The organism is Ruegeria sp. D1(2025), from assembly GCF_056536425.1.
In genome coordinates this window covers 1-23,125 of sequence record NZ_JBQFPO010000013.1, presented here as the reverse complement: position 1 = coordinate 23,125, position 23,125 = coordinate 1, and the positions used below count along the sequence as shown (strand labels likewise).

At 57.8% G+C, this 23,125-nt stretch carries 20 protein-coding genes; 15 read left to right on the top strand and 5 right to left on the bottom strand.

All coding sequences use genetic code 11. The features are described 5' to 3' along the window. Positions 1-103: 103 nt before the first annotated feature. From ACR1XU_RS20495 to mtnA, 13 genes are all read left to right on the top strand, one after another. Complete coding sequence (locus tag ACR1XU_RS20495; RefSeq protein ID WP_480812908.1) at positions 104-910, top strand: gamma-glutamylcyclotransferase family protein; 807 nt, start codon at positions 104-106, stop codon at positions 908-910. 21 nt (positions 911-931) lie between these two features. Further along, positions 932-1,642, top strand: a complete 711-nt coding sequence (locus ACR1XU_RS20490; RefSeq protein ID WP_480908455.1) for an MBL fold metallo-hydrolase — start codon at positions 932-934, stop codon at positions 1,640-1,642. A gap of 103 nt (positions 1,643-1,745) precedes the next feature. After that, positions 1,746-3,476 (top strand): hypothetical protein, encoded by a 1,731-nt coding sequence (locus tag ACR1XU_RS20485; protein ID WP_480908457.1) that lies wholly within the window; start codon positions 1,746-1,748, stop codon positions 3,474-3,476. A 151-nt stretch (positions 3,477-3,627) separates the two neighbouring features. Then, on the top strand, positions 3,628-6,030 hold the full coding sequence (locus ACR1XU_RS20480) for a GcvT family protein (protein ID WP_480908458.1): 2,403 nt from the start codon (positions 3,628-3,630) through the stop codon (positions 6,028-6,030). Positions 6,031-6,034: 4 nt separating this feature from the next. Continuing rightward, the gene (locus tag ACR1XU_RS20475; RefSeq protein ID WP_480908460.1) at positions 6,035-7,585 is read left to right on the top strand and encodes a trimethylamine methyltransferase family protein; all 1,551 of its coding nucleotides are present in this window, start codon (positions 6,035-6,037) and stop codon (positions 7,583-7,585) included. Then, complete coding sequence (locus tag ACR1XU_RS20470) at positions 7,586-8,260, top strand: TetR/AcrR family transcriptional regulator (RefSeq protein WP_170808161.1); 675 nt, start codon at positions 7,586-7,588, stop codon at positions 8,258-8,260. Continuing rightward, entirely contained in the window at positions 8,257-9,507 is a 1,251-nt protein-coding gene (locus tag ACR1XU_RS20465; RefSeq protein ID WP_480908462.1) for a sarcosine oxidase subunit beta family protein, read from the top strand. The genes ACR1XU_RS20470 and ACR1XU_RS20465 overlap by 4 nt, the downstream gene beginning before the upstream one ends. 9 nt (positions 9,508-9,516) lie before the next feature. After that, a complete protein-coding gene (locus ACR1XU_RS20460) occupies positions 9,517-9,783 on the top strand; it encodes a sarcosine oxidase subunit delta (RefSeq protein WP_480908464.1) in 267 nt (88 codons plus the stop codon). Next, on the top strand, positions 9,780-12,578 hold the full coding sequence (locus ACR1XU_RS20455) for a 2Fe-2S iron-sulfur cluster-binding protein (RefSeq protein ID WP_480908466.1): 2,799 nt from the start codon (positions 9,780-9,782) through the stop codon (positions 12,576-12,578). The genes ACR1XU_RS20460 and ACR1XU_RS20455 overlap by 4 nt, the downstream gene beginning before the upstream one ends. Next, positions 12,571-13,080, top strand: a complete 510-nt coding sequence (locus ACR1XU_RS20450; RefSeq protein WP_480908468.1) for a hypothetical protein — start codon at positions 12,571-12,573, stop codon at positions 13,078-13,080. Before ACR1XU_RS20455 ends, ACR1XU_RS20450 begins: the two co-directional genes overlap by 8 nt. A 194-nt stretch (positions 13,081-13,274) precedes the next feature. Continuing rightward, the gene (locus ACR1XU_RS20445) at positions 13,275-13,850 is read left to right on the top strand and encodes a methylenetetrahydrofolate reductase C-terminal domain-containing protein (RefSeq protein ID WP_170613933.1); all 576 of its coding nucleotides are present in this window, start codon (positions 13,275-13,277) and stop codon (positions 13,848-13,850) included. Next, positions 13,847-14,833, top strand: coding sequence for a methylenetetrahydrofolate reductase (locus ACR1XU_RS20440; protein WP_480908470.1), 987 nt, complete (start codon positions 13,847-13,849; stop codon positions 14,831-14,833). The genes ACR1XU_RS20445 and ACR1XU_RS20440 overlap by 4 nt, the downstream gene beginning before the upstream one ends. Positions 14,834-14,977: 144 nt before the next feature. Further along, the gene (mtnA, locus tag ACR1XU_RS20435; RefSeq protein ID WP_480908472.1) at positions 14,978-16,081 is read left to right on the top strand and encodes an S-methyl-5-thioribose-1-phosphate isomerase; all 1,104 of its coding nucleotides are present in this window, start codon (positions 14,978-14,980) and stop codon (positions 16,079-16,081) included. A 108-nt stretch (positions 16,082-16,189) separates the two neighbouring features. On the opposite strand, the gene ACR1XU_RS20430 is transcribed toward mtnA, so the two are convergent. The 4 genes from ACR1XU_RS20430 to ACR1XU_RS20415 all read right to left on the bottom strand — a co-directional run bounded on the left by ACR1XU_RS20430 (position 16,190) and on the right by ACR1XU_RS20415 (position 18,616). Continuing rightward, a complete protein-coding gene (locus ACR1XU_RS20430) occupies positions 16,190-16,429 on the bottom strand; it encodes a hypothetical protein (RefSeq protein WP_170682419.1) in 240 nt (79 codons plus the stop codon). Positions 16,430-16,578: 149 nt separating this feature from the next. Then, on the bottom strand, positions 16,579-17,373 hold the full coding sequence (locus tag ACR1XU_RS20425; protein WP_170613936.1) for a metal ABC transporter permease: 795 nt from the start codon (positions 17,371-17,373) through the stop codon (positions 16,579-16,581). Beyond that, positions 17,373-18,107 (bottom strand): metal ABC transporter ATP-binding protein, encoded by a 735-nt coding sequence (locus ACR1XU_RS20420; RefSeq protein WP_170682418.1) that lies wholly within the window; start codon positions 18,105-18,107, stop codon positions 17,373-17,375. The genes ACR1XU_RS20425 and ACR1XU_RS20420 overlap by 1 nt, the downstream gene beginning before the upstream one ends. Beyond that, the gene (locus tag ACR1XU_RS20415) at positions 18,104-18,616 is read right to left on the bottom strand and encodes a transcriptional repressor (protein WP_170613938.1); all 513 of its coding nucleotides are present in this window, start codon (positions 18,614-18,616) and stop codon (positions 18,104-18,106) included. The genes ACR1XU_RS20420 and ACR1XU_RS20415 overlap by 4 nt, the downstream gene beginning before the upstream one ends. A gap of 57 nt (positions 18,617-18,673) precedes the next feature. On the opposite strand from ACR1XU_RS20415, the gene ACR1XU_RS20410 reads away from it, so the two are divergent. Then, positions 18,674-19,699 (top strand): zinc ABC transporter substrate-binding protein, encoded by a 1,026-nt coding sequence (locus tag ACR1XU_RS20410; protein ID WP_480908474.1) that lies wholly within the window; start codon positions 18,674-18,676, stop codon positions 19,697-19,699. Positions 19,700-19,902: 203 nt separating this feature from the next. Then, positions 19,903-21,852: a C1 family peptidase gene (locus ACR1XU_RS20405; RefSeq protein ID WP_480908476.1), complete on the top strand. Its 1,950-nt coding sequence runs from the start codon at positions 19,903-19,905 to the stop codon at positions 21,850-21,852. 31 nt (positions 21,853-21,883) lie between these two features. Here the strand turns inward: ACR1XU_RS20405 and ACR1XU_RS20400 are convergent, their stop codons facing one another. Further along, a complete protein-coding gene (locus ACR1XU_RS20400; RefSeq protein ID WP_480908478.1) occupies positions 21,884-22,939 on the bottom strand; it encodes a helix-turn-helix domain-containing protein in 1,056 nt (351 codons plus the stop codon). Positions 22,940-23,125: the final 186 nt, after the last annotated feature.

Sequence of the window (23,125 nt, the reverse complement as noted above, 5' to 3'; positions counted from 1 at the left end):
AACTACCTTCCTGAAAGACTACAAGGAACTGTTTAAAAAAACTGTGACACAGACGCGGGCTCCTGCATTATTACACAGGATGAAATTAAGATAGAGCATAACCTTGATTAACTATTTTGGATACGGCTCTAATATGAATTTTACTTCATTAAGAGCCAAAGGCGTCACACCTTCGGCGTCCCGTGCGGCGACGCTCAGGGGGTGGCGTTTGACGTTCAATGTCGAGCATTTCTTTCGCCACGAAGGGGGCGTAGGAAATATCGAACACACCGGAAACCCACAGGACCGGGTTCTGGGCGTTCTGCATTGCTGCAACGAGGCCGACTTGGCAGCGCTCGACCAGATGGAAGCCTATGGCGTGGGGTATGACCGGACTGTGGTCGACATCGAAACTGTTCAGGGGACCGAGCAGGCGCTGGCCTATGTTGGCTTGCCGGATTTTGTCAACGACGCCTGCCTGCCAACACGCCGTTATCTGAACATTCTGGCGCGCGGGGCGTCCGAGGCCGGCATTGACCCGGAATACATTGCGGCGCTGAACCGGCATCCGGTTCTTCAGCCACCGGTCCTGCCCGCCTTTGACCCGGGACCTGTTCCCCGTGTCATTGACCACACCGGGCTTGCCCGGCACCTGACGGTGCTGGCGGGATCTGTCTTTGACATGACGAATGCGCGTCCGGCGCAATCTATCGGGAAGGACTGGTTCGGTGGCAGGGAAGTCACGGTGTTTTTGCTCAAGCGACTGGACACCAGCGACGGGACCGAATGTCTCGAAGATATCCTGAACGACCGGCTGCGACCGGACCAGAAAGACTGTCTGAACACCTATCTGCACGCCTTTGCGGATGAGTATCAGTATGCAGGTCAATTCGACTATACTTCCCTGCCAGCCGAAAAAAGGCTAGGATAGGGCTTTTTAAAGGGGGGAATTATGGGCCATCTGGCAGCGTCTCCGCATGGAGTCATCTCGGAGCCTTTGCCTGACATATTTTTCGTCACCGGCACACGAGAGATGCATTTCAATGACATTGACTGGCAGTTCAGCCGGAACATGACGATAGTTCGCGAAGGTGACAGGCTGATATTGTTCAATGCGGTCAGGCTTTCCGATGACGGGTTGAAGGCGCTGGAGCAGTTGGGCCGGATTACCGACGTCGTTCAGGTCGGTGGTTTGCACGGAGCCGACGATGCCTTTTACCGGGACACATTTGGCGCGACCTACTGGGCCCAGCCCGGTGCCGGTCAGGAAGGCGTTCCGGTGGATCGTGAACTGGTCGAAGGCGGCGAACTGCCGGTATCAGACGCGCAGCTTTTTACCTTCAAGACCACCAAGACCCCCGAATGCATTTTTAGGCTCAATCGGGACGGCGGTGTAATGATCGCGTGCGACGCATTGCAGAACTATCTGAACCCTGACGAATTCTTCAGTAAGGATTCTGCCGAAATGATGGAAGGCATGGGGTTTTTTACACCGGCCAATGTCGGCCCGGTCTGGATGCAGGTATCTGAACCTCAGGCCGAAGATTTTCAGCGCTTGTCGGCTCTGGAATTCCGGCACGTTTTCTGTGGCCACGGCGCGCCGGTGTTGGGTGGCGCGTCTGACGCCTACAAGGCGACTTTCAAGCGGCTTTTTGAATTTTGACTAAAGTGAGCGTGTGCAAACGGCACGCGCGCATCCTTTTACTTTTGGCCCGCCCCTCGGGAGCGTGCCCAAGACCTATTGTTTGTTCACAGAGGAATTCGTCATGACGAGCGCAAATTGGAAAGCAAATCCGTCTTCCGATCAGTGGAATGATCCAAACAACTGGGACACAGATCAGATACCGACTGGAAACGCCCAGTTCGGAGGATCCTCTCATACCGCGATAACCTTCACTCCTGATTCAATGGCTCAGATCGAGTGTCTTGAGTTTTCGGAACAGTCGGATGCCTATTCATTCACAATCCGGGATCTTGCCAAGCAGCCCGCGCTGACGATCACCGGGCGCGGCATCGTCAATCAATCGCTCAATACCCAAAGCTTCATCGTGGCGTCCTTTGGAACCTACAACCAACCTCAGCTGAAGTTCACCGGTTCTGCATCCGCTGGCGAGGGGCCGGTCAGTTTTTACGCAGGCCCTCCGTCGCTGGAAACGACCTACGGGGGCGGCACGATCGCCTTTCATGACGACGCCGATGCCGGGGCCGCGTACTTCACCCTCAGAACCGGGAAAGTGCCCCCTCCGGACAGAAACAGCAGTCTTGGTGGCACAGTAAAATTCAGCGAACGTGCCCGCGCGGGAACCGCGACCTTTTCGATTTTTGGAACTCTGGGCAGCGACGGGGATACCTTTGCCAATGCCGTGTTTCATCAGGCGGCATCTGCGGATCGGGGCACTTTCATCAATCACGGTGGCACTGTCCCGGGCGGTGATGGCGGCAACACGCAGTTTTACGACTATTCGACCGCCGGACAGGCGACCTACCTGAATTTTGGCGGCACCGCAGTGGATGCGGACTGGCATGGGGCCAATGGCGGTGACGTCGCTTTTGACGGCTGCGCGACAGGCGGGCAGGGAAAGTTCAACAACTACCCGGCTACAATCGACGGTGCGCATGGCGGCGTGACCAGTTTCAACAACAACCCCAACTATCCTGCGATGGACAATCCCGGCGCATCAGCGGGCGACGGGACCTATATCAACTATGGTGCAACAAAAGACTGGCCCGGAGGCGGCGGGCATACCGAATTCACAGCGCGCTACGGTTATGCCACAGCCGCCAACGCAACCATTGTGAATTTCGGAAGTGCCGTGAACCGCAGCTCGGGCGCGGGGCATACGATCTTTTCAATCAAACCCCCGAACGAATTCTTTTCCAGTGCCGGTAAGGCGACAATCTGGAACCACCCCGGTCAGGCTGGCGGCTATACGATATTTGAATCTTCCTACGGCACCGGCGCGCCAAATCTTCCACCGACCGCAGAAACTGCGATCTTTCACAATCTGGGCGGCAATGAACCGGGTCAGGAGGGCGGATATACCTCGTTCACGGATGTGGGCACTGCAGCCAGCGCCACTTTGATTGCTTATGCAGGGGCGCGTGGCGGCGATGGTGGTCAGGTCCTGTTTTCCGACAAATCCACCGGAGGCTCGGCAACGGTTCAGTTGATCGGCAATGGCGTGTTGGACCTCAGCGGACATGATGGCGGCCTTGGTATCGGACAACTGGATTTGACCAATGGCATCCTGAAGGTCCAGCTTGGTACGAACCCCACAACGCTCAGTGTTTCCGGGGCCGTAAACGTAAATCGTTCCCCGGTAACGTTGGTTTTTTCCTTCCCTCGCGGTCATGGTCTGAAAAACGGGGTTGAGTACCCCGTTCTTCAGGCTCCGAACATGGCTGAACTGGATGTGGCGCAATTCGTTGGAAATGCCATAGATGGCAATTCACCGACATTTGTGATCACCGGTGACACCCTGAAGGTATCCTACTAGGCCGCGTCCGAGTTTAAGCGGGCTTGTGCCCGAAGGGTACCTTGCAGAAAACACTGGACAGAGCTGTCTATTGATGCTGTTCTCTAATGGACAGTTATGAACAGTACTGTGCCTGTCCGGATCAAAAGCACTCAGGGAAGGAAATGGACCGATGAAGTCACACTATCGTGCGGTCGTTATTGGTGGCGGCGTTGTCGGCGCGTCTGTTTTGTACCATCTGGCCAAATTCGGCTGGAAAGATGTCTGTCTGATCGAGCGGAACATTTTGACCGCGGGCTCAAGCTGGCACGCCGCAGGCGGCTTTCACGCCCTGAATGCGGACCCTAATATCGCTGCATTGCAGGCCTATACGATCGACCTGCTGTCCGAAATCGAAAAGGAATCCGGACAATCCGTCGGGATGCACATGACTGGTGGCCTCACCCTGGCCGGAACACCCGACCGATGGGAATGGTTGCAATCGGCGTATCGGACATTTCAGGCCATCGGCATCGACGACGTGCGTCTCGTGTCGCCCAAAGAGGCCAAAGAACTGTGCCCGATCATGTCCGATCACGGGATTCTGGGCGGCATGTGGGCCGAGCGCGAAGGATATATCGACACCACCGGCACGGTCCATGCCTATGCGGGCGCGGCCAGGAAGCACGGTGCAGAAGTCATAGAACACAACCGAGTTCTGGAATTGAACCAGACCCAGGGCGGATGGGAGGTTGTGACCGAAAAGGGGACGATCCACGCCGAACATGTTGTCAACGCCGCGGGCCTGTGGGCCAAGCAGGTGGGTCGCATGGCCGGTATCGAACTGCCGGTCTCGCCGCTGAACCATCATTACCTGATCTCCGACACGATCCCGGCCGTCGAGAAGCTGGAACGAGAACTGCCGCTGGTCGTGGATCTCGAAGGCTTTACCTACATGCGGCAGGATCAGAACGGCATACTGCTGGGCATTTACGAGATCGATCACGAACACTGGATGATGGACGGCGCGCCCTGGGAATACGGATTCGAGTTGCAGCAGGAGGACCCGGACCGGATCGAAAAAGAACTGACGCTGGGTTTTGAGCGTTTCCCGGATCTTCAGCATGTGGGCGTCAAAACATGGGTGAACGGCGCCTTTACCTTTTCACCGGACGGCAACCCCCTGGTCGGTCCGGTACGCGGCAAGCCTGGCTACTGGTGTGCCTGCGCGGTGATGGCAGGTTTTCTGCAAGGCGGCGGCGTCGGGAAGTCGCTGGCGGAATGGATGATCCATGGCGAGCCCGAGGCGGATGTCTTTGGCATGGATGTCGCGCGCTACGGGCCATTTGCCGAGAACAGACAATACATCAAGGAAACCACCGGTCAGTTTTACACCCGGCGGTTTGTGATGACCTATCCGAACGAGCAATTGCCGGCCGGCCGTCCGCTGAAAATGGCGCCTGCCTATTCGGACATGACTGAAGCGGGCTGCCAGTGGGGCGCCAGTTGGGGACTTGAGGTTCCGCTGTACTTCGCCCCCGACAAGGGTTTTGCAGAAACACCAACCCTTAAACGATCCAACGCATTCGATCTCGTGGCCGAGGAGTGTAAAGCCGTTCGAGAAACCGTCGGGCTGCTGGACATCTCCGGATTCTCGCGTTTCGAAATCTCTGGTCCCAATGCAGAAGCCTGGCTGGACAATCTGATGGCCAGCAAGTTGCCTGGACCCGGACGGGCAAGACTGGCCCCAATGCTGTCCCCCGAAGGCAAGCTGAAAGGTGATTTGACAGTCTTCAACTGGGGCGACGGCACATGGTGGATCATGGGCAGCTACTACCTGCGCGAATGGCACATGCGCTGGTTCAATACCTACCTGACCGATGGTGTCGCGATCCGCGACATTGCCGATGATATTGTTGGGTTCAGCCTGTCGGGGCCAAACAGCCGCAAGGTTCTGGAAAAACTGACGGATGGCCCTCTCGACGACCTTCCGTTCATGGGGTGCGGTACGTTCGATATCGGACTGATCCGCGCCAAAGTCGGCCGGCTTTCAGTAGCGGGAGAGCTGGGATACGAAATTCACTGTCGAGCGGCTGAACACATCGCTCTGCGAAAAACCCTTCTGAAGGCCGGAGCGGATCTGGGCATACGTGAAGTTGGTTTCAACGCGTTGCTGTCACTGCGGCTGGAAAAGAGTTTTGGCATCTGGTCGGCCGAGTTTACGCAGGCGTACACGCCCGCGCAAACGGGAATGGATCGCTGGATCGACTGGTCCAAATCGTTCATCGGAAAGTCCGCGGCCGAAGCGGAACGCACGGCCACACCGGATCAGGTCATCGTCACGGTTGAGATCGACAGTCAGGATGCGGATGCCAGCGGTTATGAACCTGTTTGGAAAGATGGCAGGCGCGTGGGCTTTGTCACATCGGGTGGATACGGGCACACAGTACGGAAGTCGCTGGCCATGGCCATGGTGGATCGGGAATGTGCCGAGGAAGGGACCAAGTTGCAGATCCATGTGGTGGGCGTTGAAAAAACGGCGCGTGTGATCGCCGCATCGCCCTATGATCCCCAAGGTCTGGCGATGACAGGGTGATGCGATGAACCCAGAAAACAACAGCCCGGGTGGCAGGCGCAGGGGACGCGGCGGCGAGACCGTCAGGACCCCGGCGCGCGATGTGAACTACCGCCAGCTCAAAAACCCGTTTCCGGCGATGGACGTGTTTTCGGCAGATGAGATCGCGAACATGCACGCAACTGCCCTGCGATTGCTGGAAGAGCTGGGCGTAAAAGTTCTGTTGCCCGAGGCACGGGCTATTTTCGCAGAGGGCGGTGCCCGCGTCGATGAGGACACCGAAATGGTGTATATAGGACGCGACATGGTCGACGCGGCGCTGGCAACGGCGCCAAAGTCCATCACCTGCCGCGCGGGGGCGCGACACCGGGATGTGACACTGGAGCTTGGCAGCCTTGTATTTCAAGCCGGGGCCGGGGCACCCAACGCGACCGACCTCGAACGGGGGCGGCGTGCGGGTTCGGCGCGGGACTACAGGGAATACACGCAGATCAACCATCACTTCGATGTGTTTCAGATGCTGTCACCCTCGGTCGAACCTCAGGATGTGCCGACCCATCTGCGGCACTATTTCACGACCGAAGTTCAACTGACGCTGTCAGACAAGTTTCCGTTCCTGTTTTCCCGTGGCACACCGCAGGCAATGGACAATTTTGAGATGCTGAGGAACTTTCGGGGTCTGTCGGACGATGAATTCCTTGCCACGCCACATGCATACACGATCATAAACACCAATAGTCCCCGTACACTCGACATCCCGATGGCGCAGGGTCTGATCGATTTTGCCCGACACGGGCAACTTTCGATTGTCACGCCCTTCACGCTGATGGGGGCGATGGCTCCGATCACGGTGGCCGGGGCGATTACGCTCAGCCATGCCGAGGCGCTGGCGGCGATCACGCTGACCCAGCTGGCCCGTCCGGGTGCGCCGGTCTGCTACGGCACGTTCACGTCCAATGTCGACATGAAATCCGGGGCGCCCGCCTTTGGGACACCTGCGCATTTTCACGCCTCGCTTGCGGCCGGGCAGCTGGCGCGTTTCATAGGTTTGCCCTGGCGTTCCGCTGCCGGTTCAGCGTCCAATCTGAACGACGTGCAGGCGGCAAACGAAAACCAGTTTGGCCTGTGGGGATGCCTGATGGCCGGGGCAACGGTGATCATTCACTCCGCAGGATGGCTCGAAGGTGGGCTCAGTGTTTCCTACGAGAAACTCATCACCGACGCCGAGGTTCTGAACATGGTGGCCGAACTTTGCGCCGGGCGCGCGGCGGGGGTCGATGAAATCGGACTGGATTCGGCACTGTCGCAGGTAGAGCCGTGTGGTCACTTCTTTGCCGCGCCGCAGACAATGGAGCGTTACAGCACCGAATTCTACGAGCCGATTGTGCACGACTATGCCAATTTCGGCACCTGGAGCGAACGCGGCTCAGTTGGCGCCTCGGCGCGGGCGACCAAGGTCTGGAAAGATATTCTTGCTGCAGACAAAAGACCCGATTTGGATGGTGCACGGGTCGAAAACCTGAAACAGTTCATCGCAAAGCGCACGGCGGAAGGCGGTGCACCGCCGGAGAGTTGAATGAACAAGCGTGCCCAACCAATTTTGAACCGGGATGACCCGGAAAAGGACCCGCTGGTCGGAAACATCAAGGTCACCCGCGAAGACTGGCTGAACCTGTCGCGTGACGTTCTGGTTCACGAAGGTGTTGCCGAGCTGAAGATACTGTCTCTGGCCCGTCGGCTTGGGGTCTCGCGGTCCAGCTTCTACTGGTACTTCGAGGACAGGGCCGATCTTCTGGCAAAGCTTCTGGAGGAGTGGGAGGCACGGAACACGCAAACGATCGTAACCCACTGCGCAAAACCCGCGCCAGATATCTGTGCTGCGGTCTGCAATTTCTTCCGCTGCTTTGTGACCTCGGATCTGTTCGATCAGGGGCTGGATTTTGCGGTGCGGGAATGGGCGCGCCGGGACGATCAGGTCAATGCTCTGATCGACGCCGCCGATAAAACCCGACTGGCCGCCATAACCGAAATGTACGCGCGCCACGGCTACGACGCAGGCGACGCAGATGCGCGGGCCCGCATCCTGTATTTCATGCAGATCGGATATCACGCGGCAGAAATGCGCGAAACCATGGAGGTGCGGGTCAGCCGGATCGAAGGGTTCCTGAAGGGTTTTACCGGAAAGGAACCTTCAGCTGAGTTGATTCAGAGTTTCGTGGCCTATTCACTGGCAATGGATAAGAAAGAATGACGCGGTATTCGGCATTTCAGGTTTTTCGCGAAGGTTTGCGCGGTCAGAAAGGCTGGGCCAAAGCCTGGCGGTCTGCCACGCTGAAACCAGCCTATGATGCGGTGATCATCGGCGGTGGCGGGCACGGGTTGGCAACCGCCTACTACCTTGCCAAAAACCACGCGATGACCAATGTCGCCGTACTTGAAAAAGGCTGGCTTGGCGGCGGCAATACCGGGCGAAACACCACCGCGATCCGCTCCAACTACTTTTATCCTGAAAGCGCTGCGCTTTATGATTTTTCGGTCCGGTTGTACGAACGCCTGTCCAAAGAGCTGAACTACAACGTCATGTTCTCGCAACGCGGTATGCTTGTGACCGCTCATTCCGAGCATGACATGGAAATGGCCGCGCGGCAGTACAACGCCATGCGTCTGAATGGCATAGATGCCGAGCTTCTGAGCCGGGAAGAGATCCGCAAGCGGGTTCCTGTTCTGAACTTCCGGGACGATGCGCGTTATCCGATTCATGGTGGTGTCAATCAGCCGCGTGGCGGAACCGGTCGGCACGACGCGGTTGCCTGGGGATATGCGCGCGCGGCCGACCAATTGGGGGTAGACATCATTCAGAACTGCGAAGTGCAAGGCTTTGTGATGGAAGCCGGGCGTTGCGTCGGTGTGCAGACGTCATTGGGTGAAGTGCGCGCGGGTGTGATTGGCGCTTCTGTGGCAGGGCATTCGTCTGTTCTGGGGCAAATTGCCGGGTACAAATTGCCCATCCATTCTTATGCGCTGCAGGCGTTTGTATCCGAACCGTTGAAGCCGGTTCTGGATACCGTCGTGTTATGCCCGGCACTGGGAACTTATGTCAGCCAATCAGACAAGGGCGGGCTGGTGGTCGGCGGTGGGCTGGACCGAGTGCCGTCCTACGGTCAACGCGGCAACCTGCCGATGCAGGAAGTCGTTTTGGGCGGGCTGGCCGAGATGATGCCGGCCTTGGCCAAGGTGAAGCTTCTGCGCCATTGGGCCGGGATCGTCGACGTGACGCCCGACAGTTCTCCGATTATCGGACCGTCGGGCGTGGATGGCATCTATCTCAATTGCGGCTGGGGTACCGGCGGCTTCAAGGCGATCCCGGCGGGCGGGTATCTGCTGGCACATCTGATGGCCACGGGCGGCCATCACGAGATCAGCCGCCCCTTTGACATCAGCCGTTTCGCAACAGGCGCGCTTGTGGATGAAAGCGCGGCCTCTGGCATTCCGCACTAGGAGGTTGAATTGCAGATATTTCCCTGTCCCTTTTGCGGTCCCCGGGAGGAGCGCGAGTTTCACTTTGCAGCCGAGGCGGGAAAAACCCGCCCGGATACCAGCGGCGCGGTTTCCGATGCGGAATGGGCAGGCTATCTGCACATGCACCGCAACGATAAGGGAGTGGTCCGGGAAATCTGGATGCACACAACCTGCGCCGAAGTGTTCCTGTTGGAGCGTGACAGTGTGACGATGGATGTCCTTGGCTCGACCCCTCTCAGAAAGGTCGCGCCATGACGTCATTTCGCACTACTTCGGGCGGGCTGATTGATCGGACCCGGCCGCTGAATTTCACATTCGATGGCAAACCCTATCAGGGATTTGCTGGCGACACTGTGGCTTCGGCGCTGATGGCCAGCGGCGCGCGTGTGATGGGGCGCAGTTTCAAGTACCATCGTCCGCGCGGTGTCTGGAGTGCCTGGGTGGATGAGCCCAACGCGATCATGACAGTCACCTTGAACGGCCGCGAACTGCCCAATTGCCTGGCCACAACCACGCATCTTGAGGAGGGGATGCAGGTCCGCGCGGTCAATGCCTGGCCCACTGCACAGTTCGATATCAAGGGCGGCCTTGATTTCTTTCACCGTTGGTTGTCTGCCGGGTTTTATTACAAAACCTTCATCTGGCCCGACTGGCATCTGTTTGAACCATCGATCCGGAAAATGGCCGGATTGGGCGCAGTGTCGACGGACGTTTTTGACGGCTATTCCTCGGACAAAACTCATGCGCATTGCGACACGCTGGTTGTGGGCGCGGGCCCGGCAGGGCTGGTCGCTGCCCGCACTGCCGCAGAGGCCGGGCAGGACGTCGTTCTGGTCGATGATCATCCGGAAACCGGCGGCAGCGCCTATCAGTTCGAGGCGATTGAATCCGGGGCGCCGGTAGAATGGGTTACATCGCAAAGAATGGCCATCGAGTTGGCAGGCGGGCGCATCCTGACATCGACCACAGCTTTTGGGGTCTATGACCACGGTTTGGTTGGGCTGGTTGAAAACGGCCCTTTCGGCACCGCTCCGCGCCTATGGCGGATGAGGGCAGGGCGCGTCATTCTGGCCAGCGGGGCTTTGGACCGGCCGATAACGTTTGCCAACAATGACCGGCCGGGCGTGATGTCGCTGATGGGCGCGGCCGAGTATCTTGCGCGGTATGGTGTTCTGGCCGGGCGGGAGGTTGCGGTTCTCAGCAATCACTCATTGGCCGATCCGATCATTGCCAAGCTCAAGGACACCGGGGCGCGGGTCGTCCAAATCGACCCTTCGACGGGACCGGTCAAAGTTTCTGGCGGCAAGTCTCTGAAATCAATCTTTGCAGGTGACAGAACCTATCCGGTCGATACCGTGCTGAGCTCAGGCGGGTTGACGCCGCTGGTGCATCTGTGGCGGCACGCTGGGGGTAAACTGGATTGGTGCGCCACGCGGCAGACCTTCCTGCCTGGTGCCGCACCTGGCGGGATGGTCGCAATCGGCGCGGCCAACGGCACCTACGATCTGAACGCAGCGCTGGATGAGGCAAGTGCGGCCGGTCGGGGCGAAACTACAACACGTCCGAACACCAATATTATCCTTAACCCGTTGTGGCCAACACCCGGCTCGAAAGGGCGCCAGTGGATCGATTTTCAGCATGATGTCACGCTCAAAGACGTGGAACTTGCCGCCCGCGAAAACTTCGTCTCGGTCGAGCATCTGAAACGCTACACGACACTTGGGATGGCGTCCGATCAGGGCAAGACATCAAACATGGCCGGGCTTGCGGCAATGGCGGCCATTCAGGACCGGCCAATCCCCGAGGTCGGCACCACAACTTTCCGCCCGCCCTTTGTGCCGGTCCCGATAGAGACCTATCATGGGGCGCGGACCAAGGAACTTTGCAATCCGCTGAAACGCTTGCCGCTGGAACCGCAGCATCGCACGCTTGAAGCGGCGCTTTGTGAATATGGCGGGTGGCTACGCCCGGGATGGTACGGCAACGGAACGCCGGAACAATTGATCCGGGCCGAGGCAGTGCGCACACGCGAGAGCGCGGGCATTCTCGATGGCTCTCCCTTGGGTAAGATCGAGGTGATGGGCCCGGATGCCGAAGCCTTTGTGAATTTCATCTTTTATAATACCATCAAAACACTCAAACCCGGTGCAATCCGCTACGGATTCATGCTGACCGAAGGCGGCATCGTTTATGATGACGGGGTGATCTCGCGGTTGGATCAGAACCGGTTTGTGATTTCCTGCTCGTCCAGCCACGTGGACAGCGTGCGCATGCACCTGGAATCCTGGCGTCAGGATGGCAACGACCCCGATCGTATTTTTGTGCACGACCTGACCCATCAATATGTCACGGTTACGGTCACCGGGCCCAAAGCCCGGGAAATCCTGACGGTTCTCGATCTGGGCATTGATCTGTCCGCTCAGGCGTTCCCTCACATGACATTTCGCGAAGGGAGCTTCAATGATGCCTCTGTTCGGGTGTCACGTGTCAGTTTTACCGGCGACCTCAGCTATGAAATCTCGGTCCCTGCATCGTCTGGGCGCAGCCTGTGGCAGGCCGCAGTTGAGGCGGCTGCGCCTTTCGGCGCCGCCCCTGTCGGCATCGAGGCAATCTCGGTCCTGCGAGCCGAAAAAGGCTATATCATGATCGGCAAGGACACGGATGGAGAGACCATGCCGCACGATCTGGGTTATTCCATCCCCCGGGAAAAGAAGAAAACCCCATTTGTCGGGGACCGCAGCCTTCACACCGCCACGGCCAACCGTTTGGACCGCAAGACACTGGTCGGCCTGACCGTTCCGGCGGGCGAATCGGCCATTCCGACCGGCGCGCATATGGTGACTGGTGACACACCACCCCGCTCGCTGGGTTACGTAACATCAAGCTATGACAGTCCAAGTGTCGGCGCGCCGATTGCATTGGGGTTGATGGAAAGCGGTGCAGAACGAACAGGCGAAATGATTGACATCTGGCACGACGGCCAGCGACGCAAGGCGACGTTGTGCGCGCCTTGCTTCTACGACCCGGAAGGGGAGCGTCTGAATGCGTGACGACCGGAACAAATGGGCCCCCGCTGGGCAATACGGGCAAGAGATTGATTTGGGGTCAGCCGCTATGTCCCGAGTGCATCTCGAACGCCAGACCCTGATGTCCGGCCTCTACCTTGCATCGCGGTCGGTGGCCCCGAGCACCGGCTGGCCTGATGTCGTGGCAGATGACGTCTACACCATCGCCCTGCGTCGCGACAGATTGCTTGAGATCAACGGAGCAGACCGACAGGAAGGCTGGCACGAAGAACAGAACATGGCTGTTTCTGACGTTTCGCACGCCTATTCGGTTTTTGACCTGAGTGGGCCGGGGGCGATGGAGTTGCTACAGCGCGGAACCGAAATTCGGCTTGATCAGCCATCAAAAAGCGCGGTCCGTCGATTTTTCGGGTTCGAGGTCATTCTTTACCGCGTTCAATCGGAAACCCGGTTTCGCCTGCATGTCGCAAATGCGCACGACCACGCTTTGTGTGAGTTTCTTACCAAAGCGGCCAATGCTTTCTGACAGTACCCGTGTCGCGAGCGCAGGCCCGTTTTGGGCAGATGAATGGTCGTTCGGTTGATCAGCGAGTGAGGCAAAAACCCACGTTTGGCTTGACTTGGCTTCTCCAAGCAGGAACCGTTAAGTCAGAGGGGTTTATCGGGCTCGGTGGGCATTCCGCTATCTGACCCGCCAGATTCCGCAGGAGGGCTAGGAACATGTATCGCCTTCGTCTATTTTCGGTCCGGCATTCGGGTACATTTGAAAAAATTTACAAATACGTGGAAAGGGCGATGGTTGCGCTTGACCCGCTGTTCGACCGGATCGGATATCACCGGGTGGAAAAACCTGTTGCGCTGGTTGAACGGGGTGTGAAATCGCTGCTGTTTGATTGCCGCATGTGCGGTCAATGCGTTTTGTCATCAACTGGTATGTCTTGCCCCATGAATTGCCCGAAACAGTTGCGCAACGGCCCCTGCGGCGGGGTTCGGCCCGGCGAATACTGCGAAGTGAAACCGGACATGAAATGCGTCTGGGCATTGGCTTGGAGCGGGGCGAGCCGGATGAGCAGCGGTGCGGCACAGATCAATGAGGTTTTGCCTCCGGTCGAGCACACCTTGCAGGGGACGTCTTCGTGGCTGCGGGTCAGTCGGGAAAAAGCAATGCGTGCGCGGGATCAACGTGACCTGGCCAAACAAGCCCTGGCGCAGTCCTTCCCCGAGGCCCGGTCGATGGAGCCGGTTGCCGCTCCTTTGGCGCAGGAACCCGAAAATATCGGGAGCGGTAAGAAATGACTGGTCATATCGAAGCGCTGGACACTCATTCATCCCGTTCCGCACTTTCGGAAGGATTTGTCTCACACAGTCGTCTGGAAAAAGTCCTGCGGTCTGGCCGGTTTGCCGTCACGGCCGAATTGAATCCTCCTGACAGCGCCGATCCGTCCGATGTCTACGATGCCGCCCAGCCGCTCAGCGAGGTTGCCGACGCCATCAACGCAACGGATGCTTCGGGTGCCAACTGTCACATGTCCTCGATCGGCATATCCGCGTTGCTGACACGGGCCGGGTACTCGCCCGTCTATCAGATCTCCTGCCGTGATCGTAACCGTATCGCAATTCAAGGCGATGTGCTGGGCGCTGCCGCGCTTGGTGTCAGCAACGTCCTCTGCCTGACGGGCGACGGGGTCGGTGCAGGGGATCAGCCCGGCGCGAAACCGGTTTTTGACTTTGATTCGCTGACGTTGCTGCGCACCATCCGCTCGATGCGGGACAACGGAACATTTTTGTCGGGGCGCAAAATAACCGCGCCGCCGCAGATGTTTTTGGGCGCAGCCGAGAACCCGTGTATTCCCCCGTATGAATGGCGTCCAAACCGATTGGCCAAAAAGATCACTGCCGGGGCAGATTTCATCCAGACCAACTACATTTTCGACATGCCGTTGTTCGAATCTTTCATGTCTCGTGTCCGGGACGAAGGATTGGACAAGAAAGTGTTCATTCTGGCGGGGGTCGGCCCGCTAGCATCGGCCCGAGCGGCCCGCTGGATGCGCAACAACGTGCCCGGGATTCATATCCCGGACGCGGTCATCGAACGGCTTGAAAAAGCGGACAATCCCAGCGAGGAAGGCAAAAGGATCTGCATTGAACTGCTTCAGCAGGTACAGCAGATCAGGGGCGTCGCTGGGGCGCATGTCATGGCTTATCGACGCGAACATATGGTTGCTGATATCATCCGCGAAGCCGGAGTTCTGCACGCCCGCCGCAGGACCAACCGATGACACCGGCGCCCTCGTCCAAGCGCAGCGAACTTGGATTGTGGCAAAGAATTTGAATATCATTAGAGTATTGAACAACAAAACCGAAAGACAGCGGCGCTGGCTGTGTGCGCCTGTGGCGGTCTAATTCAAGGGAAGGTCTGCATCATGAAAATTGACGGCAAGCATTACCGCTCGCTCTGGTTCAACACAGAAAAGGATGTGCTGGAGATCATTGATCAGCGATGGCTGCCGCACAAGCTGGTGATCCGGCCTGTCGACACGATGGATGCCTTTTGCACCGCAATCGTGGAAATGAGCGTACGTGGCGCGCCTTTGATCGGAGCGACCGCCGCTTACGGCATGGCGCTGCAAATGCGGCTGGACCCATCGGATGCGGCAATGGATCAGGCCTGGGAAACGCTGCACGCCACACGACCGACCGCGATCAACCTTCGGTGGGCGTTGGACCGGTGCCGAACGGCTATGCGTCAGTTGGCCCCGTCTGACCGGGCGGCAGCGGCATTGCAATTGGCCCATGACATTGCGGACGAAGATGTCGAGATCAATCGGATGATCGGTGTCCACGGACTTGAACTGATCCGCGACATTGCAGCGAAGAAGCCCGAAGGCGAACCGGTCCGCCTGCTGACCCATTGCAACGCCGGCTGGTTGGCGACGGTCGATTGGGGCACCGCCACCAGCCCGATGTATCACGCCCATGATGCAGGTATTCCCATCCATGTGTGGGCCGATGAAACCCGGCCGCGCAACCAGGGTGCGCTGACATCATGGGAACTGGGCAACCACGGCGTGCCGCACACCTATATTGTCGACAACGCAGGCGGGCACCTGATGCAGCACGGGCAGGTCGACATGGTCATTGTCGGCACCGACCGGACCACCCGCCGCGGCGATGTCTGCAACAAAATCGGAACCTATCTCAAGGCGTTGGCCGCCCATGACAACAATGTGCCTTTCTATGTGGCTCTGCCGTCGCCGACCATTGACTGGACGGTCAGTGACGGCGTTCGCGAAATCCCGATCGAGAAACGCGATCCGCGCGAAGTTACGCATATCTGGGGCAGGGACGATGCGAACGAAATCTCCTCGGTGCAAGTGACGCCTGACGGAACAGAAGGCATGGATTTTGCGTTCGACGTCACACCCGCGCGGCTTGTCACGGGGCTGATCACTGAACGTGGCGTATTTGAAGCTTCAGAGGAAAGTCTGGCAGCAGGGTTCCCCGAAATGCAGCGCGGCGCTGCCTGATCTGGCACGGCACAGAACAGATCAAATAGTTATTTAGCAAAACGCTGGTGCACTTGCAGCCCGCCTAACTATGGCGGGCTAGATGCTTTCGAAGGCGAAACTCAGGCTTTAGAAGAAAATGAATTCATCCACGTGGAACGGATGAAACGCCTGAGCTTTGCCTGTGCTGATGCCATTCGCTTTGGCCTGGTGAGGGGCAGCTTCCTGTGCCCTTGCCGCCCGGATACGTGCCCGCTCAAGCTCTGCCCAAAGAAAAAACAGGCCCTCACGTTTCCCTACCAGGGATTCCGGCACCAAGCGCCGCGATTTTTTGACTTTCTGCTCGATTTTTGCCTCCGGGCTTTGCACCCCTTTTGCCCATTTCTAACAATGCGGCAAAATTTGGGCAACGAAATTCCCGGAGGACGTCGAGTTATGCGCTGATATATGCCCGGAAAGCCTACTTTCCGTTCATATCCTGCCACCCACATTACGTTTTGACAGTGTATGAACCGAGGTTAGTTTGCCCTGTTCACCATGTTCGTCACGCTTGTTGCCGCGAAGAGCAAGGCAGCCACACAAACGATTGTTGGCCCGGCAGGCGTATCGAATTCCAAGGCAGCGCGTAGCCCCCCAATAACCGATAAGGTGCCGATCACGGCAGCTATCACCGCCATGCTTTCAGGCGTACGGGCCAGAGGCCGGGCTGCTGCCGAAGGGATGATCAGCATTGCGCCGATAAGCAACACGCCAACAACCTTGATGGCAACTGCAACCGTGACAGCCAGCGCCAGTGTGAGAAACAACTGCTCTCGTCTTGGGTCAATACCGCTTGCATAAGCCAGATCGGTGTTGAGGGTCGCCGTCAGCAATGCCGACCAGCGCCACGAGATCAACAGAACAACCAGCGCCGCACCGCCCCAGATTACGGCCAAGTCACCGCGTGATACGGCCAGAATATCACCAAACAGATAGGCCATCAGGTCTATACGCACCCCTGACAGAAACGAAACGGCGACCAGACCGAAGGCAAGTGCGGAATGGGCCAGTACCCCCAACAAGGTGTCCATCGTGTATCCGCGCCCGGACAGGAACGTCACTGTAAGTGCCAGAAGAAGCGCAACAGCAGTCGCGCCTGCAAAGATCGACACCTGAAAAGAAAGGGACAAGGCAACCCCCAGAATTGCGGCATGGGCGGTTGCATCGCCGAAATAGGCCATGCGCCGCCAGACCACAAAAGAACCCAAAGGTGCCGCTGCGCACGCTACACCAACCCCGGCCAGCGTGGCGCGCGTCAAAAAATCGTCCAGCATTACTCGGCAGCCTCCTTCGAAGCGTGATCATGACCATGGTCGTGGTCATGGCGATACAGTGCGAGGGCACCACCTGTCCCCGAACCGAACAGGGCCCGGTATTCCGGTGCGGTTGCCACCGTTGCAGGCGTACCCTCGCAACAGACGTGGCCGTTCAGGCATATGACACGGTCCGAGGCGCTCATGACCACGTGTAGATCATGGCTGATCATCAGTACGGCGCATCCGGTCTCGGCACGGGTGGCTTCGATCTGTTGATAAAACGCTGCAGAACCCGGTTGATCGAGCCCCTGAGTCGCCTCGTCCAGCAACAGCAACTCGGGCTGATTCAGCAAAGCCCGCGCCAGCAGGACGCGCTGGAACTGCCCACCGGACAGTTGCGACATTTGCTGCCCCGAAAGATCGGGAACGCCCGCACGTTTCAGCGCTTGTCTGCAGGCCGATCGATCAACGGCGCCCGGAAGACGCATGAATCGTTCCACAGTGATCGGAAGCGTAGGGTCGATATGCAGCCGCTGCGGCACATAACCCAGCCTCAGGCCCGGTTTTAGTCGTACACGGCCAGTCGAAGCACGCGTCGCCCCGATCAGGGACCGCAGCAGGCTTGTCTTTCCAGATCCGTTTGGCCCGACTATCGTGACGATCTCACCCGGATTTATCGACAGGTTCACATCGCGCAGCACGGTTTTTGCGCCGTAGCGGATGCTGAGGCCTTCAATGGTTGCCAGACTCATGAATTTTCTTTCCCAACGCAGGTCGGGCAAAGGCCTTCTACTTCGATGATGGTTCGTTCAATCCGGAATCCGGATGTCTTGGCAGCTTCTCCCAATGCCCCTTTTTCGGGGGTGGATTGTGCCTCGGCGACTATTTCGCAGTTTCGGCAGATCATGAAGGCAGGGGCGTGCGCTTCGCCGGGATGGGCGCAGGCAACGAACGCGTTCAGTCGTTCGATTTTGTGAACGAATCCATGCTCAACCAGAAAATCCAGCGCACGATACGCGACCGGTGGTTGAGATCCGAAACCCGCCTCGCGCAGCCTTTCAAGGATCGCATAGGCGCCAAGCGCCTTGTGGTCTTCCAGCAGCACTTGCAACACCTTGCGTCGAACGGGTGTAAAGCGAAGGTTCTCTTTCTCGCAACGCGCATCTGCCGACGCAATCGCGTCGGTAACGCAGGCCGAATGGTCATGCTGTTCGAACCCGACGCTGACGGCTTCCTCGCGGTTCTGCAAGTCACTTGTCATGTTATTACATATCGTATAATTGAGCGATTAATGTTATACAATCACATAGGGAACCCCATGTCCAGAAAGCTTCTTTCCCTGTCCATCAGCGCAACCTTGTTTGGAAGTGTGGCGTGGGCTGAAACGCCGAATGTCGCAGTTGATATCGCGCCCGTGCATTCACTGGTCGCTCGGGTAATGGATGGTGTCGGCAGCCCGGTTTTGATTGTTCAACCCGGAGCTTCGCCGCACGAATACTCCCTGCGCCCGTCGGACGCTGCTGCGCTACAAGACGCGGACTTGGTGTTTTGGGTCGGAGAAGACCTGACACCCTGGTTGGAAGGGGCAATCGAAACGCTTTCGGAAAACGCAGATGTGACATCCCTGATGGAGGCTGAGGGCACGGTCGAACTGGAGCTTCGCGAGAGCGCGTTGTTCGAAGCGCATGACCATGAAGCACATGCCGACTCGGACAATCACGATCACGATGACCACAATGATCATGAAAACCATGATGAACATGATGACGATCATGCCGAAGAAAAAGATCATGACGACCACGATCACGACGAACATGCTGAACACGATCATGGGTCACACGACACTCATGTCTGGTTGTCACCCGAGAACGCGGCAATCTGGCTGAACCTGATCGCCGGGAAGCTCTCAGCCTCTGATCCGGACAATGCAAGTGCCTATTTCTCGAACGCTGCGGCGGCACGGGAAGAAATCGAAGCCCTGAAAACCGAGATCAACGAGATATTGGAACCGGCGCGCGGGAAAGAGTTCATTGTCTTCCATGATGCCTACCAATATTTCGAAGTTGCCTTCGATATTCCGGCCGCCGGGGCAATTTCGCTTTCTGATGCCTCCGATCCCAGCCCGGCACGGATCGCCGAGATTCAGGGCCGTATTCGTGCGGAGGGCATCGACTGTGTGCTGACCGAACCTCAGTTCGACCCCAGACTGGTCCAGACGGTTCTGGACGGGACCGAGGCCAATATCGGCGTCAGCGATCCGATCGGCGCAAATATCGAACCGGGTCCATCGTTTTATCCTCAACTTCTTCGTAATCTTGCAACCACCCTCTCGGATTGCCTTTGACCATCCGGCCTGCATTCCGCTGAAATCGGAGTGCAGGCCGAAACCTCGCAAGGAAACCGTTCGGTTGACCGGCGGATTCATTTGAATCCGCCGAATTTCAGCGCAACGCTTTTCGCGCAGCAACTCCTCGGCTACACTTCTCTCATTGAAAACGAGTATTTACCGCTGTCCCGGCATTCATTTGTTTTTTGAGAGGAAAAGTCATGAGCAAACGTCCCACAAAATCGCGGAAGTCAAAGTCTGGCGGAAAGTCCAGCTTGCCAAAAGCGCTTGCTGCGGCCCCGCGGCTTGGTAACCGGGTGCTGAACGCTCACAGGGATATGACTGACCTGCGGGACAGAGCATATAAGCCAACATTGCGACAGCTTCGCCTGACGATGGATCCGCCGCATCCCGATCTAAGCCCCATACGGGATCAGGGACGGGAAGGGGCTTGTACCGGGTTTGCCCTGTCCAGTGCGATCACCCTGATGAACCGGCAGCGCCACGCACGGATCGATCCGTCCGCACAGGTCCCGATGGCCAGTGCACGCATGCTGTATGAGATGGCCAAAATCAACGATGAATGGCCCGGGGAAGACTACGAAGGGTCCAGCATCCGTGCGGCCTTGAAAGGGTTCTACCACAACGGCGTCTGCAGCGACGAAACCGCACCGTACCAGGATGGTGACTCCGGCTGGCATCTGACTGTTGAGCACGCCAAAGAGGCCCGCAACCTTGGACTGGGCGCATATTATCGCATGCGCCCGGAAATTATCGACTACCACGCCGCTTTGAATGAGGTCGGCGTCATCTACGTGTCCGCGCGGATTCACCGGGGATGGCGAAATCCGGCGGATGGCGAAATCGAACCCTCATATTTCAGCGAGGGCGGACACGCCTTCATCATCGTCGGCTATAATGAACGCGGGTTCCTGATCCAGAATTCATGGGGCGAGGACTGGGGCGGATTCAATGGCCGTCCGGGAATTGCCCTGTGGAAGTATGAAGACTGGTCCGCCACCATTATGGATGCCTGGGTGTTGCGCCTGGCGGTTCCGACGCCGGACGCCTTTGACCTGACAATCAGCAATCCTTCACCTCAATCTCGAACCCTGTTCGGTTCACAGGAAGTCCGCGCGCCCCGGCACGAAGACATCATCGGACACATCATCCATCTCGATGACGGTCAGCTTAGGGAAACCGGGAAATACCCGACACCGATGACGACCATACAGGAGACTGCGGACTTTCTGTCCGACGAAGCCGCAACGGCTGAGCGTGGGTACGAACACCTGTTATTCTATGCGCATGGCGGCCTGAACAACGCCAACGCCTCGGCCAATCGCGTCCGGAAGATGAAGGAAGTGTTCAAGCGCAACGGAATTTACCCCATCCACTTCATGTGGGAGACCGGTTTTTTTGAATCGCTCACAGATGTCGTCTTTTCATCGCGCAGTAGGGCCGAGGCTCGGGTCGGCGGCCTGTCGGATTTCTTCGATACCGCCCTGGAATCTTTTGCCCGCAAACCGGGAACAGCTGTATGGCGCGACATGAAATGGGACGCCCGGGAAAGCTTTAGGGCCGGGGGCGGCGGGCGTAAAGCTGTCAAGGCACTTCTAAAGGGCAACGCGCAGCGGTCCAAACCCCTTCAGATCCACTTTGTGGGTCACAGCGCGGGCTCGATACTTCTGGCGCACATGCTGGATGCCATGGACAAAATGAACCCACTCAACACTCCGGTTGCATCATGTTCCCTGATGGCTCCGGCCTGCACCATCGATCTGTTCAAGAAAAGCTATCACCCCAGAATACGCAAAACCGGAGTTGCCAGCGGTGTCACAAACCTTTGGCAGTATAACCTTATCGATCAGCGCGAACAGGATGACAGTGTCGGGCCCTATCGGAAATCCCTGCTGTATTTCGTGTCCAATGCATTTGAAGACCAAAAGGAAATGCCGATCCTGGGCATGGACAAGTTCGGCAAAAAGGTTCCCGGGAAGAAGGGCTACAAAGTGCACTTTGCCGGGCGTGCATCATCTATAACGGACAGTCACACCCATGGCGGATTCGACAATGATCGCAAGACAATGAACGATATTCTCAAAAATATCCTTGGGAAAAAACCGTCACCGGCGACCGGGTTCCAGCCCAGCGACCTTGTCGGTTACTGACATGCGCTCTGGTTAGAACGCAGACGTCAGTTCAATAAGCGACCGAGGACGGAAACTTGGCCAATGCGGCGGTCCCTGAACTTTGGTGTTTCACCGGTCCAGGCAGGCATCCGGAGAACCGCTGTTCCCGGACCTTTTCCGGAGTGTTGTTGTACATTGTCCGAAAGGACCGACCCAGGGACGTGATCGACGAAAACCCGGTCGCGGCAGATATTTCTCGCAATGACATGTCCGTATTGCGCAGCAGGCTGTTTGCACGCTCCAGCCTCAGCGCCCTGTAAGTGCATAGCAGCTTGGTTCCTGTTTTGCTCAGAAACCTTCGCTGAAGCTGCCGGGTCGACGTACCCAGTACGGTCGAGATGTCGGGGATTTTCAGCGGCTCTTCAATGTGGGTCAGCATAGTGTCCACGGCCTGCCTGACCAGTGGGTCTGCGCCCGACCGTTGTATAAGCCGGATGGCCAGTTGGCTTTGGTATTGTGGTCCCGACTCGGTCAGACCGATATAGTCGCGCAGGGATTCCGCAATGTAGGCCCCGTGATCAAGCGACACGAATTCCGACATCAGCCGCAGCGAGCTGAGCCGGGTCGAAGCACTGTGCATGCGACCTGTCGAAGCAAGATGCGTATCGGTTCCGCATTGCTGCAACCCGTTTTCCTGCGCTGCGGCGACAAAGTTTGAATGGACAGCGGCGTCTGTCTTGTCGGCCCGTCCCATCTGCGCCAGCAGCAGAACGGCGCCACCGACCAGAATTGTTCTGGGTGCCAGGCTAAACACCTGCGAGGTCCAGTTGCGCTCGCGCGAGGAGAGTTTCCAGTTTTTGTGAATATCGCCCCAGAAAATCGCGGTCCGTCCGGCCCAGTACAAGGGTGTCCCCGCGCTTTCAACGGCGACACGCCGGATGTTTACCTTGTAGGAGTGCCCCTCGATCAGATCGTTCAACGCGTCGTAGAATTCGACGATCATATCTGTGGATGGCAGTGAACCCGTTTCCTTTACGAAAACGTCAACTTCATGAACCTTCAGGGCCTTGATCGCGGCCGGCTCAGCCAGCTCGCTGCTGGCGTTTTTAGGGATATAGTGCTTCATCTCAATAACAGTGACCTGCTTTCAATTTGTGCACCGGAGTGTGGCTGCGAAGGTGGCTGAATGGTGCCCCCGCCGGATGTTTCCGGCGAGGGGTTTTATCTTTCACTCAGCGGCTTCTTCGTATTCTGACATTGGAGGGCATGTGCAGATGAGGTTTCTGTCGCCGTATGCGTTGTCGACGCGGTT

What these genes read in the sequence shown, in the direction of transcription:
- ACR1XU_RS20485 (WP_480908457.1), top strand. Translation starts at nt 1,746, where the DNA reads ATGACGAGCGCAAATTGGAAAGCAAATCCGTCTTCCGATCAGTGGAAT.
- ACR1XU_RS20455 (WP_480908466.1), top strand. Translation starts at nt 9,780, where the DNA reads ATGACGTCATTTCGCACTACTTCGGGCGGGCTGATTGATCGGACCCGG.
- ACR1XU_RS20480 (WP_480908458.1), top strand. Translation starts at nt 3,628, where the DNA reads ATGAAGTCACACTATCGTGCGGTCGTTATTGGTGGCGGCGTTGTCGGC.
- ACR1XU_RS20440 (WP_480908470.1), top strand. Translation starts at nt 13,847, where the DNA reads ATGACTGGTCATATCGAAGCGCTGGACACTCATTCATCCCGTTCCGCA.
- ACR1XU_RS20400 (WP_480908478.1), bottom strand. Translation starts at nt 22,939, where the DNA reads ATGAAGCACTATATCCCTAAAAACGCCAGCAGCGAGCTGGCTGAGCCG.
- ACR1XU_RS20405 (WP_480908476.1), top strand. Translation starts at nt 19,903, where the DNA reads ATGAGCAAACGTCCCACAAAATCGCGGAAGTCAAAGTCTGGCGGAAAG.
- ACR1XU_RS20410 (WP_480908474.1), top strand. Translation starts at nt 18,674, where the DNA reads ATGTCCAGAAAGCTTCTTTCCCTGTCCATCAGCGCAACCTTGTTTGGA.
- ACR1XU_RS20470 (WP_170808161.1), top strand. Translation starts at nt 7,586, where the DNA reads ATGAACAAGCGTGCCCAACCAATTTTGAACCGGGATGACCCGGAAAAG.
- ACR1XU_RS20425 (WP_170613936.1), bottom strand. Translation starts at nt 17,373, where the DNA reads ATGCTGGACGATTTTTTGACGCGCGCCACGCTGGCCGGGGTTGGTGTA.
- ACR1XU_RS20450 (WP_480908468.1), top strand. Translation starts at nt 12,571, where the DNA reads ATGCGTGACGACCGGAACAAATGGGCCCCCGCTGGGCAATACGGGCAA.
- ACR1XU_RS20490 (WP_480908455.1), top strand. Translation starts at nt 932, where the DNA reads ATGGGCCATCTGGCAGCGTCTCCGCATGGAGTCATCTCGGAGCCTTTG.
- ACR1XU_RS20445 (WP_170613933.1), top strand. Translation starts at nt 13,275, where the DNA reads ATGTATCGCCTTCGTCTATTTTCGGTCCGGCATTCGGGTACATTTGAA.
- ACR1XU_RS20415 (WP_170613938.1), bottom strand. Translation starts at nt 18,616, where the DNA reads ATGACAAGTGACTTGCAGAACCGCGAGGAAGCCGTCAGCGTCGGGTTC.
- mtnA (WP_480908472.1), top strand. Translation starts at nt 14,978, where the DNA reads ATGAAAATTGACGGCAAGCATTACCGCTCGCTCTGGTTCAACACAGAA.
- ACR1XU_RS20475 (WP_480908460.1), top strand. Translation starts at nt 6,035, where the DNA reads ATGAACCCAGAAAACAACAGCCCGGGTGGCAGGCGCAGGGGACGCGGC.
- ACR1XU_RS20420 (WP_170682418.1), bottom strand. Translation starts at nt 18,107, where the DNA reads ATGAGTCTGGCAACCATTGAAGGCCTCAGCATCCGCTACGGCGCAAAA.
- ACR1XU_RS20465 (WP_480908462.1), top strand. Translation starts at nt 8,257, where the DNA reads ATGACGCGGTATTCGGCATTTCAGGTTTTTCGCGAAGGTTTGCGCGGT.